Here is a 14,131-nt window from a genome sequence, read left to right as displayed (position 1 = left end):
CATGAGTAGCAAAGGAAACAGCCGTCCCCCACTCAGGGAAACGGTCGTCAGCAACACCAGCCAATTCGACCTTCTGGGGCTGCTTAGAAACCTCTGGGACTTTCGACTACTGCTGTGGGTTTTCTGCAAACGCGACCTGAAGGGCCGTTATACACAGACTATCTTCGGCCTGGGCTGGGTCATTCTAACTCCGCTGATTACCGTTGGTGTATTCGTCATCGTCTTCGGGCTAATGGTGAAAGTACCGACCGATGGATTGCCTACCATTATGTTCTACCTGGTCGCGGTGATCCCCTGGTACGCGTTCATGAACGTGTTGAATCCTTCAGTACAAATGATCGAGGGCAACGCGGGACTGATCAGCAAGGTCTACTTTCCCAGGCTGCTGATTGGCGGTTCATATGCCGTAGGTGCAGCAGTCGACTTCCTGATTGCGTATGCTTTTCTGATCACCCCTTTCGCCATCGCCTACGGCGTGTGGACGCTGCAACTACTGCTGCTGATGCCGCTACTGCTCGGCTGCACGCTGATGATCGGACTGGGCGTAGGCCTCATGCTGGCACCGCTCAACGCCAAGTATCGCGACATCAAGCATCTGGTCCCCCTGGCACTACAGCTGTTCTATTACTCCACACCGGCCATTTATCCGGTCTCGGCAGTACCGTCCTGGGCCAAGCCTTGGTACTCGGTTAACCCGCTTTCCCTAGTCATCACCAGCTACCGTGACGCCATGCACGGAGAGTGGCCGGCGCAAAGCACGTTGTTGACACTGATTGCGATCGCAGTGGTGTGCTTCACTGTTGGGGTATTGATATTCCAGCATTTCGAAAAAAATGTCGTGGATACGTTATGACCTGGGCCATTCGTTGCGAAGAAATTTCCAAGCTGTATCGAATTGGCAAATCGAATGTGACCGCCGCCGAAATGGTCAATCAGCAATTGCGCCGTGCCTTTGGCCGGGTGGTCAATCCCCTGCGCAAACCTGCAGTGAAGATTGCCTATGAAGCACCTGGTACCCATACCATCCTTGACGGGCTGCAGACAGAGGATGCACCGCTTAACCATTTCTGGTCGCTCAGAGATATCAATCTGGAAATCGGAGAGGGTGACCGTGTCGGTATCATCGGCCCAAATGGCTGCGGAAAAAGTACGCTGCTCAAGATTTTGTCACGCATTACCTCACCTTCGTCTGGCAAGTTCCGCTTTCGCGGTCGCCTGATCAGTTTGCTAGAGATCGGCACAGGGTTCCATGGTGATCTTACCGGCCGTGAAAACATCTTCCTGAACGGCTCGATCATGGGCATGAAGCCCAAGGAAATCAGCCGGCGACTCGAGGAGATCATCGAGTTCTCCGAGCTCGGAGAACTTATCGATACGCCCGTCAAACGCTATTCATCCGGCATGTATGTTCGCTTGGCGTTCTCGGTGGCGGCGCACCTAGAATCCGAAATCCTGATCGTCGACGAAGTGCTGGCGGTTGGTGACGCGGCCTTTCAGCGACGTTGCACAGACAAGATGCTGCAGGTCGCGGACCAAGGTCGCACGCTCCTGTTCGTCAGCCACGATATGGATGCTGTCAACCGGATCTGCAATCGTGCTGTACACATGGCCCACGGCAGAATCATCAACGATAGCAGGATCGAACAGACACACCTCCAAGCGTCAAGGGACTCGGCACCAACCGTTTCAGACATCACCCGTTCCTATATCAGGTCGGGAATAGCGATGACCTCCGAGGTAGTGTGGGCAGAGTCCGAAGCGCCGCTGTTCGACGATTGCGTGCGCCTGGATTCCGTCAGGATCGTCGACTTGGATGGAAAGCCGAGCGCTCAATTCGATATCAAAGCCAGTTGCACCGTTGAGATAACCTTCACCATCCTCAAGGAAAAATGGCCTATCAACGCCCACATCCACCTCAAGGATCTCGCGGGCCACTACCTGCTGTTCAGCATGGACAATCATCAGGCCCCACCGGGTGTCCGCGCGATAGGCCAATATACTGAACGCTGCACGATCCAATCTCCACTTCTGAACGTGGGGGACTTCCGTATCGACGTGGAGCTTTGGCCCGGCTCGGAAGCCGAACATCGAATCATCCAGTCTTCAGTGCTGAAGTTCAGCGTGGCAGACGATAGTCAAGCTGCGGGTGTGCGAGGTAACTGGCCGAACACTTGGCCCGGCTGCCTGATTCGCCCTCATCTGCCTTGGGACATCCAGATGTCGCCCCTGCGCGAGAAACCATGAGCCATTCGAACCCTGACACCGCTGTCGCGCAGACAGCGTGTGCGGTCATGATGGTGTCGTTTCCTCACCAACTATTGCACGCACTGTGTGCACTGGAACATGACCGTGTAATCAATGCCATACCGACCGATACTCCGGCGGTCTTGGTGCTATGGTCTTACGAGGCAAGCGACCACGAGCCGGATTCGCGAACACGCCAGTTCTTTGCTAGCGCACTCCACCAATATCCTTTCATTTCAACATTGATATTTTCCCGGCAAGAGCGCGACGGCCCCCTATCGCCCTATCGGAATCTGATGAAGCGTGCTCGATGGCTTGAGCAGCGGTTGAGTGAAATCGGTGGCTGTTCCACATTCTATTACGCTCACGATGCGAGCTCAGACCATACGTCCCAGGCCTTCATGCAAGCCCTCAGGCCCGGGCGAATAATCTGCTACGGTGATGCGCCGGGATTTCTCTACCCCTCCTACCCACCTGAGCGGCCGCGCGCGCCCCTAAGCCTACGTGGCTTTAAGGAGTTGTTCTGGCGAAGCCGATTGCGCAATGTGAAAACATGGCTAACGGCGGAAAAGGCACTGATCGCGATCAACTTCGATGATCAGGTCGAAGGGATTCCCTACCCTGAACCGGTGGTGATTCCCGCCGATGCGGTAATGCACACCCTGCATTCCCTAAAGAAAACGTTTCCAGAAATCGATGAATTCGAACAGCATGTAATCCAAGCGGGGTATAGCACGACGGCCTTATTGATACTCAGCAACTTCACCCGAAGTAAATTTACCAGCCAGAAAAATGAGCTCGCTTTGTACATCGACATTTGCAAAGAGCACGTGACGACCCGCGAATTGCTTTATATAAAAAAACACGCCGGTACAGACTCTGCCTTTGTCACACAGTTACTCGACGCGCTTGGCGAATACAGGGTACAACCATTTCCAGAGCATCTGGAACATCTGCCCATCGAGCTATTTACGGTACTCAACCAACAATGCAAGGTGATTTCGGTTTCATCGGCCTCAGCATTGCTAGCCCTGTCGTCCGACAGCTCGGTGATCCATGCCCTGACACGGCAGCACATAGGAAGCCTGTTTGTTCCAGCTCAACGCCAATACATGAACAGCGCCAACGACCGGATAATGCGAAACTCGACCCGACTTAACAAGCCTGCTCTTCGACAAGATCAAAACCAATGAACCGTATCTTCGCCAACCTTACCTCCTTGCGAACAACGATCCTGCTTGTATTCAGTTTGTGGGGGCACACCACCCTTGCCAACCCTGCAACTGTGCAGCAGATTAGCTCGCTGCCCTATACCATCAGCGTACCTGGGCACTACACACTATCTGCATCCCTCGAAACCCAGGGCAATGGCATCCAGATTGCTGCGGACAACGTCGTACTGGATCTTGGCGGACACACACTGAGCGGTCCTCGCACACCCGATAATGCCTTCTATGGCATTTCTGCCTTTGGGCATAAAGCACTCGAAATCAGGAATGGAACCCTCTCGGGTTTCCAGTATGCCGTTTACATCTCCGGTTATTTCGACCGCGCAAAAACCTCTGACGACATGGGTGAAGGCAAGCATCTGGTCGAGCGACTGACTATTCATGACAGCACCTTCAGGGGCATCAGGGTCGAAGGTAATAATTCAGTCATACGCAACAATACGATTACTGACATAGGCGGGAGCACTGGGATCGCCAACGCCTACGCCATGGGCATCGAAGTCTATGGCAAAGACATACAGGTCAGTGACAACACTATCGAGGAGGTCCGGGGTAGCGGCGTCAAGGACATAGGCGAAGGCGTCGGCATTTGCCTGACTCACTTCGGTGACGGCAGTATCGTTCGAGGCAACCGCATTTCCAATCGATCTCTGGAACTCACTTCTGATATGCCTGCCTGGCACACGCGCTCACGCTCAACCTACGGTATATGGGTCGGCGGTGATGGAGCCACCGATGTGTTGGTGAAGGGTAATACTGTCAAGAACTTCATACATGGCATCACATTCAAACGCTCGGAAGCTGGCGCCATACGCGACAACGATGTCACGCAGTCATTAATTCCTTACTACTTACCCGACAACCATGACAAAACACGAGTGAAAGACCTGGGCAATAACACCTCCGACCAGCAGACGTTGATACTCAAACACGGCCGCTCCACGCCTGGCCAGATTGAAACGGTCGAACCGGAATACGCCACCTACCTTTCTCCATTGCACCGTCTTCGATACCATAATTTTCTTCCCGTCCCCAATCTCACACCGGGCGACGACAAGCTGATCGCCAAGGATCAAGCGACGATGGTGGACTATTGGCATCCGCACACTGCGGGACAGAAACCCAGACCAGTTAAGGTAGACCTTGATGACGGCCGGGCCTTCGGATGCTGCGGCAATGACCATCTCAAGAATATTCAAGGTGCACAGGGCACGCCTTATAACGACATTCTGTTGGGTAACGACGACAGCAATTTGCTAGCAGGTGCCGAAGGTGATGACCATATCGAGGGGCGAGCAGGTGATGATTTTCTCTTCGGTGACGCAGGGAATGACCAACTTTTCGGAAATGAAGGCGACGACGTACTGGATGGAGGCCTGGGCGACGATGTGTTGTGGGGCGGGCCGGGCGCCGATTCTTTCATCTTCTGGGAAAAACAGGACAGCGGCAACGACATCATCATGGATTTCTCCGGTTACGCCGGAGAGAAAGATGTCATCGATCTGACGGGCAACCTCGCCTCGTTTGTAGAAGTGATGGCACTGACTGCTCAACAGGGCGACGATGCCGTCATTCGGCTGAATGAGACCAGTACCATCACCCTGAAAAACATTAGAAAAGATCAACTCACTCCTCTAGACTTTATCTTCTGATACACCGAGGATGGCCGGTATCCAGGCTGGCCATCTGCGGGTCACTGTCACGCTCTGTGATTAGACGCGCCGAATGAATATTGCTGCCAAAAGACCGATATTGCCAAGGTAGGTTTGACGATAGACGCCGGCACGTCGCATTCCCGCAAGGCGCTTAAACAGGTTACCTTTTCGAGCACGGCTAAACAGTTCCAGGGTATTTCTGTTTTCAGGTGTAAAGCGATGACTGATTGCCTGCAAGGCTACGATGTTCTGGTCCATCCATTGTCTATAGCGACCGTGCAACAGTTGCTTGACTCTCTTGCCGCTTTCACGAACTCCTGTGTTTGCACCCACACAATTTGAATCGTGTTGTCGATACAGAATTGAAGGATTTGAATCATAAAAAATTTTCCCGCCACAACCACTAACTAATAGATAAGCCCACCAGTCATGGGATACGGCGGGCACTGAGTCACCTGCCTCGCGCAGCAACATCATCAACTCCCGATTGAATACCATGGTGTTACCACCAGCGATATTCTGAACGAGCGCATTACAAAAATCGGGCTTTCGGCGAAACAAGGTCGAAAAGCCGATTGGCTGTCCCACCTCACTTACCAACTCCGTGCGCGAACAATATAAAGCTGGTATATCCGCGGGAACCCCCGACAACCATTCCGTCGCTTTTTTCAACTTGTCCTCGTGCCAGATATCATCCTGGTCACACCAAGCAAAAAAATCGGCATCCACCTCGGGGTTGCAACTCAGCGACAAGAAATTAGTGGCAAACCCTTTTCCTGGCCCATTAAACAAAGAAACTCGCCCCCCCCATGAGTGCTGTTGCTGCTGAAGGATGGCTAAGGTCGAGTCCGTTGAGCCGTCATCGGAAATGAAAACATGAAAATTTCTATGAGATTGACGCTCAATAGACTCAAGTTGCTCGACCAGAAACTTTTCACCGTTTCGTGTACACATCAATACAGCCACAGAGGCCGACACTTTCTTGGAGGGGAGACGCCCCACCTCAGTAGTCTTCTTCGTTGCTAGAAACTCACTCGACATTGTTTCTCCTGAGAGACCAGAACAACTGGTCAAATAACGTCCATTTAGCCTTTTGGGGTGCAGCTGCAAGCTCGGTAACAAGGGTACTGGCGGATCCACCTTTCCTTACAGTTTAACGCTTCGACTGGCATACTAGGACGCTTATTCGTGATATTTTTTGTATCTGGGACAGGTCGACAATCAATGAGCCCTGGCTGCTAGCTAGCATAAGGCTCGCCCAGTATCCAACGGGGAAAGTCACGTCAAGCATGAATGCCATCCGGTTCTGATAAAAAACCGGAGTAATTGGTCAACAGCGACAATCGCTCGGCGAACAGGTTCATGGAGACAACGATGCTGAGGTAACTCATCGTCTTGAAAAGAACTTTCTGGTAACCTTCACTCCCAGCAAAAATCGAAATCTACCCAATGCTTTCACACTAGAAAGGATTCGTCCGTGACGAAAAATTTGACCATAGGCCAATCAACGATGCTCAATGCAATTCGAGCGTTGGCTGCATTTTCTGTGCTGGTTGGACATACACTGTCTGGCGTGCAACCTGTCAGTTGGTTCGGAAAAACCATGCCATTTCAGAGCTTGGCAGTCGTTGTGTTCTTCTGGCTGTCTGGTTTTCTGATTACGTATCACTGCCTCACCCGTGTGAAATACAGTTTCAGCGAGTACATGATTGATAGATTTAGTAGGATTTACGTCCTATACGTACCCGCGATGCTTATTTCGTTCGTTGTGTTCGCACTCCTAATCGGTCGAACTGCGCCTACTGCCTGGGACTGGATCGCGCATCTATTCCAGCTACAGCACACCCCCTTTACACGCATGATCGAAGGCGTTCCACGCGTCAACATATTTGGCGGTAATAGCGTCTTCTGGAGCATTGCAGTTGAATGGTGGCTATACGTCTTCTTCGGTATCGTATTCTTTTGGCGTGACATGTCGGCAGTGGAGCGAGGGCTTGCGGCAGTGCTTGCCATACCAGCAATACTGGTAGTTGGATACTTTACAATCTGGGAGTCAATTGGCTGGGAGTGGTTCCTCGGCGCCGCTTGCGCTTATATCTATATCTATATGCCCTCCATAAATTGGAAGCGGCTTGCACTGCCGCTAGCATTGGTCATCGCCGGTCTGCTATGGAGGTTCCAACGACTGTCGTTTGGCAGTTACATGAACATGTATGACCAGCAACTAATGTTGCTCACTGGCGTAACCCTAATGTTCATTATCTTTGCTAGCACTGACCTACGTGTTTCCTCGCAGGCTAAATGGATTGCATCCAAGGGTGCGTTCTTGTCGTATGCAATGTACCTGACACACGAACCCATCCGGGTGCTGCTAAGTGCACACATGAACTCCTCGCAACCCGCCAAAGCATGGCTTTCGATCTTCGTCTGTGTACTCTTCTCCGCGCTCTGCGCATGGCTACTCGAAGACAAGCATCTTACCGTTCGTCGCTGGTTAAAACAGAAACTTATTGCAACTCAAGTTCAGCCCGTGGCGCGCACTTCCGCTGGATAACTCTATTCGAATAGATTGAGTAGGAGGCGGCCTCACAGCCGCCATCCTCTCACACCATCGTACGTACGGTTCCGTATACGGAGGTTCAGGATGTGCGGTTAGCTGGGTGATAGTATCGAGACCAGACCAAACCGATCCTACAGTTTCTTCAGCAGCGCCTGATTCATCGTAACCGATCCCTGATCCCCACCTACAGCGAAGTGGTGACCACGGTTACTGTGGCATCTCCGGTGAGCAGCTCCAGGGCAGCAATGCTTCGTAGTCCGCCACCGATCGCGCATGCGGCAGGCGCTCCAATATGTGGCGCAGCCACGTACAAGGCTTTTGGTCGTTGACCTTTCAGTCGCGACCAAGCTGTAGATCTGAGCACTGGCCATGGCGCCCTTCGGGGTATCGCTGAACAGCGTAACTGATCCACAGACCCCACCTACCGCAAGGTAAGGTCTCGGTTTACCGTGGCATTACCGGCTTGCAGTTCCATGGCAACAGCGCTTCGTAATCGTCAACCGTCGAAGCATGCGGTAGTTGCTTCAGTGCGTGGCGCAGCCACGCATAGGGCTTTTGCCCATTGGCTTTGGCGGTTTCAACCAGGCTGTACAGTTGTGCGCTGGCTGTCGCGCCTTTCGGCGTGTCGCTGAACAACCAATTCTTTCTGCCGATCACAAAGGGACGGATAGCGCGTTCGGCAGCATTGTTATCCATGGGTAGGAAACCTTCCTCTACATACCGCGCAAGCTTGCTCCAGTTGCTCGCCAAGTAGTTGATCGCTTTGCCGAGAGCGTTCTGCGAGGTCACTTGGGACTGTGTCTTTTCCATCCAGCTTTTCAATTGGGCCAGCAGCGGTACGCTGTGTTTGTGACGACCGGCCCTGCGGGTTTCATCGCTCACAGTATTCAAATCCCGCTCTACACCGTACAGCTTGTTGATCAGGTTCAATGTCTGCACGCCCGGTTTTCCCTTTTGGCTGCACTTTCTGTGCTTCGACAAATTTACGCCGCGCATGCGCCCAACAGCCCAGGCGTTCAACGCCCGCTTGTGCACCCAGTGCGTTGTAACCTGCGTAATCGTCGGTCATCACGTAGCCGCGATAGCCATCGAGCAGGCGCGTCGCCACTTCCTGCGCCCGGCTGGTGGAGTAGTCGAACAGAATGACTGGTCTGCCAGACGGGCCACCTGTTTGTACCCACATCCAGGACTGACTGCTCGGCTCACGGCCAGGCTCTTTCAATACCTGGACGCGTGCTTCGTCGCAGTGGATGACCTGGCTGCATAGCAAACTGTCGCGCATCAAGTTCAACAGCAGCTGGAAATGCTCGCTGCACTGGATGACCCAACGCGCCAAGGTTTGCCGAGGGATATCGATGCCGTGGCGGCCCAGCACTTTTTCGAAACGATGAAGCGGCAGGCCGTCGACGTATTTGGTGGTCAGCAGCGTGGCAAGCACGCTTGGGTGGCCAGGCTTTTCTCGATCAATTGGGCGGGCTTGTCGGCTGTCACTGGCGCGCTCTCGCAACCACAGCAACCATAGATCTTGCGGATGTGTTTGATCACACGGATCTGCATCGGGACAATTTCGGGCTGCTAGCTGACCTCTTCACCGATGGGATGCTCACGGCACCCGCAAGTACAGGTCAGTTCGTGCTCGGGCAGCTCGTGGATGACTTCAATCCACGGAAGGTCGACGGGCAGCGGTTTGCGCTTTCCACGTCGTCTTGCCGGTACAATGGTTTCTTCTTCCGCTGCTTCATTGGCAGGCTCGGCGACGCTTTCAGCTTCGTTGAACAACGCCATTTGTGGCGTCAGCGGGTCCGCTCACTGCTCGGACTTGCGGCCGAACAAGCGCTGGCGCAACAGGGCGTTTTCCTCTTCGAGGTGAACGATCTTGCCCTTGTCCGACTCACGCTCACTGATCATTTGCTCAAGCAATTGCTTGAGCAGAACAGGATCGTCAGGGAGGTCTTTGGGCATGGAAATCATGCCATGGATTATACTAACTCAGGCGACGAAATGCGGAGTCAGAACCTGATGCAGACGGTTGCACCAGAGGTCAAAGCCGTCGAGTAGCCAATTCAGTACCTGGACGGTCAGGACAATCGCCTCATCGGTGGCGTCGGGCGAAATTTTGAACCGTTCAGATTCCAGGCGCTTGAGCCAAAGACAGAAGCCGTTACACTCCCAATAGAGGATCTTCACGCGGTTGCGCGGCTTGTTGAGGAACACGAAAAGTACCGGGTCGAACACGGCCACCTTGATATCGAGTTCCACCAGAGCGGCCAGTCCGTGGATGGATTTTCGGAAGTCGACGGGCTTGGGGTACAGGTACACTTTTTCGACTTTGGCGTCGGGTCGCATCATGGTGAATGGGCTCCTGAGAAATCGGAGCACAGCATCGGGCATCAACAAGTGGCTTTGAATGTGGGTACGGTGGATCGCATTCAAAGCTAGCCCATGCCACTCCCCCCTCGACCTACGCCGCTTGCTTTTAGGTGGTTGCCCCAACGAGTACCGCTGCCCTCTAAGTCGCGATTTTGATGCGCCGTGATGGTAGAATGACGGGCCAAAGTAAAGCCGCCAGTAATCGACAAAAACACGAGAAACATAATGAGCAGTAATCAACTCAGGCACGATATTCAAGGCCTACGCGCCATCGCTGTACTTAGTGTTATTTTATTTCATTTAAACAAGAGCTGGCTGCCGGGTGGTTTTATAGGCGTTGATATCTTCTTTGTGATTTCCGGCTTCCTGATAACAAGTTTAATCCTACAAAAAAAGAAATCCCGGAATTTTTCACTACTAGGCTTTTATACTAGCCGCGCCCAACGAATTATCCCCGCATACTTGACACTAATAATTATACTCTCAATTTTCGCCGCAATATTTTTAACCCCCACCGACTTCGCCCTATTCAAGCAGAGTGTAAAATCAGCCCTCTACTTTGACAGCAATTCATTTTTTTCAAAACAGGGAAACTACTTCTCTCCTGTCGCTTACGAGCTACCACTGCTTCACACCTGGTCACTTGCAGTTGAAATGCAGTTTTACCTACTCCTCCCTGCACTCCTAATACTCATACCCCGCCGCTTTTTGGTGCCGGCAATATGTCTAGTGACCGTGACTTTACTTGCATACTCTGAGCTCCGCCTACAGAGTAACCACCAGCAAAAAATTTACTTCTCGCTACTGGCAAGAACACCTGAATTTCTTATAGGAAGCATCGCAGCCTTAATACCACCCGGTCGCCACACAACAGTCCGCGCATCCAATTTTCTCGCAGCACTGGGACTGGTGCTTATCCTCCCCAGCTTCTTCCTGATTACAGAAAGTTCAAGCTTCCCGGGCCTTCTTGCATTACCACCCTGCATCGGCACTGCATTGCTATTGACAAGCTATAATAGCTCATTTAACCGTGCACTTTCATTTACACCACTGGTCTTTATCGGGGCGATATCTTATTCGCTATATCTCTGGCACTGGCCAATACTGGCGATAACACGATACCTCTCTGGAACATATACACTGAGCGCTTTGTCATATATTGCATTCCCGGTGCTGACCGTTGGCTGCGCGTACTTGTCTTATCGATACATTGAGTCACCATTCAGAAAGCGCTCATCAACCAAAACCACATACACTCACCTAGCAAGCTTAGCTATCGCCTCGCTAATTATGATCACTTTAGCTGGCATAGTAAGTCGCCATCTGGCAGCGCCCCTCTCCGATAATTTAACCCGCTATGCAGTAGACGCTGAAATCTGCCATGGGCAGATTGTAGGCGACTGCCTGCGCGGTGATAAATCATCGAATCAAACGCTACTCATGCTAGGCGATAGCCATGCTGCACAGCTAAACTATTTTGCTGATGTTATTGGAAACTCCATTCATGCGAAAATAAAAGTCATTTCAGCAAGCAACTGCATAACTATTCCAGGATTCGATACCACTCGAATCGCAGAGTGGGGTCGTGACGCCTGTAACGCTCAGATCAATGAAGCCAAAAAATACATACCCGAGGCCGATGGAATTGTTATTGCTGGCATGTGGCAATTCCATACTCCAAGTGCCCTATTCATGGAGCAACTTGACAAGTTTATATCAGAGGCTTCCATTAGAAACCAGAAAGTCCTAGTGCTTGCCCAAGTACCCATGTTCTCATCAAACCCGCAACGAATTTACCGCCTGAACAACATAGGCCTGCATTTGACCACACAGAAGAACACCGAATGGACCCAGGCCAACTTTAAAGTAAAAACACTCGTTTCTCGACACAAGAATGCATCTTTTCTAGACCTCTCGAATAGCGCGCTATTTTCTGAGGCCCCGTTGCAGAACAACACCTTGATTTACATGGACTCCCACCACCTGAATGAGGTAGGCTCTGTACAATACGGGGCAGTTGCAGCACCGTATTTTCAAACGTTCATCGATCACATTCATACACTGCACAACGCCGCGACTCTTAACAGCTCAGTGCTTTTGCCTACCGACTAAGCAGTAGCCAAAGCTCATCTTCGGCTAATGCACGATGAGCTTTGTAGTGGTCTAATGGTTCCGGACACCCATTTAGGCGAGAATGCTCGCCATAGAGAGGTGTCCGATGACCAAGTAACGTCGCTCCTTTACCCAAGAATTCAAGCGCGAAGCTGCCAGCCTAGCGCTCGATCAGGGCTATAGCCATATCGAAGCAGCCCGTTCGCTTGGGCTGGTCGAGTCGGCCCTGCGTCGATGGGTTAACTAGCTTCAGGAAGAGCGAAATGGTGTAACCCCGACCAGTAAAGCGCTGACGCCCGAACAGCAAAAAATCCAGGAGCTAGAAGCTCGAATCAATCGGCTGGAACGGGAAAAATCGATCTTAAAAAACCGCCTCCCCGGCGCTCCGCGGCCCATTGGACTAGAAACACCGTGCTCTACACTTACCCCACTGGACAGTGGTCGCTGGCTTTTTGGAGGCTAAGTCCCCGTCAAAAAACTTGACCCAGGGGAAGCTGCGGACCCGTTAGTGGTGGCGCGTACCGTGACCCCGTTTAGGAAGGTGATTTGATCCGAGTCCCCGTCCAGTTCAACTTGACTGGAGGTGCTCATGAACAAGCACGATTTCAAGCAGCGAGGGTTACCGGTCATTCATGATCGCGCAGCGGGCATTGATATTGGCTCACGCTTTCATGTGGTGGCTGTTCCCGCCGACCTTGCCAAAGAATCCGTACAAACCTTCCAAGCCTTCACTGCCGATCTAGAGCGCATGGCCAATTGGCTGGTCAATCTTGGCATAACGACCATCGCAATGGAGTCGACAGGCGTTTACTGGATCCCGGTTTACGAGATTTTGGAGGCACACGGTCTTCAGGTGATATTGGCCAACGCCCGCGACGCTCGTGCGGTGCCAGGACGTAAAACCGATGTAAATGACGCGCAGTGGATACAACGGCTCCATGCCTGCGGTTTACTGCGCGCCAGCTTTCATCCGGATCGTGAGATTTCGGCCTTACGCAGCTATTTGAGGCTGCGAGAGCGCCACCTCGACTACGCAGCTGCCCATATTCAGCACATGCAAAAAGCCCTCACGCACATGAACCCGCGACTGCATCACGTCGTGGCCGATATCGCGGGCTTGTCGGGGATGCGGATAATTCGCGCCATCGTTGCAGGCGAGCGCAGTCCTTCTTCGTTAGCCGCGCTGAGTGACAAGCGCTGCAAGGCGGGTATTGATGTGATAGAGGCATCGCTGGTCGGCAACTACCAGCCCGAGCACGTTTTCGCTTTAACGCAGGCGCTGTCCATGTATGACGCTTATCAGGCGCAGTTACTGGTTTGCGACCAGCAGATTGCACAAGTGCTGCTCAAACTCTCGCAAGAGAAAGTATCGCCGGTCGAGCAGTTGCCAAAACCACGACATAACACTCGGCAGCCCAACGCGCTCAATTTCGATGTCCGTACCTTGCTTTATCAACTGGTCGGTGTTGATCTGACCCAGATCCACGGCATCGGCCCTTATTTGGCTCTGCGGCTGGTCGCCGAGTGCGGCACAGATCTAAGTCGATGGCGTACCTGCCACCATTTCACGTCCTGGTTGACACTCGCACCCGGCTGTCGCATCAGTGGCGGCAAGGTACTTTCGGCCCATACCCGCAAGACCAAAAATCGAGTGACCGCCCACTTGCGGTTAGCAGCAGTGACCGTCGGACGGACGAACACGGCGCTGGGTGCATTTTACCGGCGGCTTGCCGCACGAATTGGAAAAGCCAAAGCCGTGACTGCTACCGCTCGAAAGATCGCGATTCTTTTTTACAACGCCATGCGTTTCGGAATGAGTTATCAAGACCCAGGTGCCGATCACTACGAGCAAAAGTATCGGGAGCGAGTGGTGAAAGGTTTGTACCGACGTGCGGCTGAGTTTGGCTTCACGCTGCAACCGGCAAGTGGTGTTTCTTAGGAAGGCCACCGCGCTCTTGATG

9 protein-coding genes and 3 pseudogenes are annotated in these 14,131 nt (G+C 52.6%); 8 read left to right on the top strand and 4 right to left on the bottom strand.

Annotated features, from left to right (window positions below; all coding sequences use genetic code 11):
- Position 1: 1 nt before the first annotated feature.
- From IE038_RS14205 to IE038_RS14190, 4 genes are read left to right on the top strand one after another with little or no spacing between them, the layout of a single operon-like run.
- Entirely contained in the window at positions 2–853 is an 852-nt protein-coding gene (locus IE038_RS14205; protein WP_163935258.1) for an ABC transporter permease, read from the top strand.
- Positions 850–2,244, top strand: coding sequence for an ABC transporter ATP-binding protein (locus tag IE038_RS14200; protein WP_189395810.1), 1,395 nt, complete (start codon positions 850–852; stop codon positions 2,242–2,244). Before IE038_RS14205 ends, IE038_RS14200 begins: the two co-directional genes overlap by 4 nt.
- Positions 2,241–3,437 carry a hypothetical protein gene (locus IE038_RS14195; protein ID WP_163935249.1) on the top strand — a complete coding sequence of 399 codons (1,197 nt, stop codon included), beginning with the start codon at positions 2,241–2,243 and terminating at the stop codon, positions 3,435–3,437. The genes IE038_RS14200 and IE038_RS14195 overlap by 4 nt, the downstream gene beginning before the upstream one ends.
- A complete protein-coding gene (locus IE038_RS14190; RefSeq protein ID WP_163939562.1) occupies positions 3,434–5,125 on the top strand; it encodes a right-handed parallel beta-helix repeat-containing protein in 1,692 nt (563 codons plus the stop codon). The genes IE038_RS14195 and IE038_RS14190 overlap by 4 nt, the downstream gene beginning before the upstream one ends.
- Before the next feature lie 60 nt (positions 5,126–5,185).
- Here IE038_RS14190 and IE038_RS14185 read toward each other — a convergent pair whose 3' ends face one another.
- Complete coding sequence (locus tag IE038_RS14185; RefSeq protein ID WP_229775669.1) at positions 5,186–6,169, bottom strand: glycosyltransferase family 2 protein; 984 nt, start codon at positions 6,167–6,169, stop codon at positions 5,186–5,188.
- A gap of 436 nt (positions 6,170–6,605) precedes the next feature.
- Between IE038_RS14185 and IE038_RS14180 the strand changes: the two genes are divergently transcribed.
- Positions 6,606–7,682, top strand: a complete 1,077-nt coding sequence (locus IE038_RS14180; RefSeq protein WP_189395809.1) for an acyltransferase family protein — start codon at positions 6,606–6,608, stop codon at positions 7,680–7,682.
- 213 nt (positions 7,683–7,895) lie between these two features.
- On the opposite strand, the pseudogene IE038_RS14175 reads toward IE038_RS14180, so the two are convergent.
- From IE038_RS14175 to tnpB, 3 genes and pseudogenes are all read right to left on the bottom strand, one after another.
- Positions 7,896–8,086, bottom strand: a pseudogene (locus IE038_RS14175) (transposase domain-containing protein); the annotation flags it as partial.
- A gap of 46 nt (positions 8,087–8,132) precedes the next feature.
- Positions 8,133–9,659 (bottom strand): annotated as a pseudogene (gene tnpC / locus IE038_RS24705) (IS66 family transposase).
- 18 nt (positions 9,660–9,677) lie between these two features.
- The gene (gene tnpB / locus IE038_RS14165; protein WP_229775666.1) at positions 9,678–10,037 is read right to left on the bottom strand and encodes an IS66 family insertion sequence element accessory protein TnpB; all 360 of its coding nucleotides are present in this window, start codon (positions 10,035–10,037) and stop codon (positions 9,678–9,680) included.
- A gap of 246 nt (positions 10,038–10,283) precedes the next feature.
- Here tnpB and IE038_RS14160 point away from each other — a divergent pair, with 246 nt between their 5' ends.
- The 3 genes and pseudogenes from IE038_RS14160 to IE038_RS14150 all read left to right on the top strand — a co-directional run bounded on the left by IE038_RS14160 (position 10,284) and on the right by IE038_RS14150 (position 14,109).
- Positions 10,284–12,170: an acyltransferase family protein gene (locus tag IE038_RS14160; protein ID WP_189395808.1), complete on the top strand. Its 1,887-nt coding sequence runs from the start codon at positions 10,284–10,286 to the stop codon at positions 12,168–12,170.
- A gap of 118 nt (positions 12,171–12,288) precedes the next feature.
- Positions 12,289–12,537: pseudogene (locus IE038_RS14155) on the top strand (transposase); the annotation flags it as partial.
- Between the two features lie 222 nt (positions 12,538–12,759).
- On the top strand, positions 12,760–14,109 hold the full coding sequence (locus IE038_RS14150; protein WP_163939753.1) for an IS110 family RNA-guided transposase: 1,350 nt from the start codon (positions 12,760–12,762) through the stop codon (positions 14,107–14,109).
- Positions 14,110–14,131 lie beyond the last annotated feature (22 nt).

The organism is Pseudomonas laurentiana, assembly GCF_014648275.1.
Lineage (GTDB): Bacteria > Pseudomonadota > Gammaproteobacteria > Pseudomonadales > Pseudomonadaceae > Aquipseudomonas > Aquipseudomonas laurentiana.
Note: the sequence above shows the minus strand (reverse complement) of the source record. Positions and strands in the feature narration are given on the sequence as shown.

Bases quoted from the DNA above. Each gene is read 5' to 3' on its own strand.
- IE038_RS14205 (WP_163935258.1), top strand. From the start codon at position 2: ATGAGTAGCAAAGGAAACAGCCGTCCCCCACTCAGGGAAACGGTCGTC.
- IE038_RS14200 (WP_189395810.1), top strand. From the start codon at position 850: ATGACCTGGGCCATTCGTTGCGAAGAAATTTCCAAGCTGTATCGAATT.
- IE038_RS14195 (WP_163935249.1), top strand. From the start codon at position 2,241: ATGAGCCATTCGAACCCTGACACCGCTGTCGCGCAGACAGCGTGTGCG.
- IE038_RS14190 (WP_163939562.1), top strand. From the start codon at position 3,434: ATGAACCGTATCTTCGCCAACCTTACCTCCTTGCGAACAACGATCCTG.
- IE038_RS14185 (WP_229775669.1), bottom strand. From the start codon at position 6,169: ATGTCGAGTGAGTTTCTAGCAACGAAGAAGACTACTGAGGTGGGGCGT.
- tnpB (WP_229775666.1), bottom strand. From the start codon at position 10,037: ATGATGCGACCCGACGCCAAAGTCGAAAAAGTGTACCTGTACCCCAAG.
- IE038_RS14160 (WP_189395808.1), top strand. From the start codon at position 10,284: ATGAGCAGTAATCAACTCAGGCACGATATTCAAGGCCTACGCGCCATC.
- IE038_RS14150 (WP_163939753.1), top strand. From the start codon at position 12,760: ATGAACAAGCACGATTTCAAGCAGCGAGGGTTACCGGTCATTCATGAT.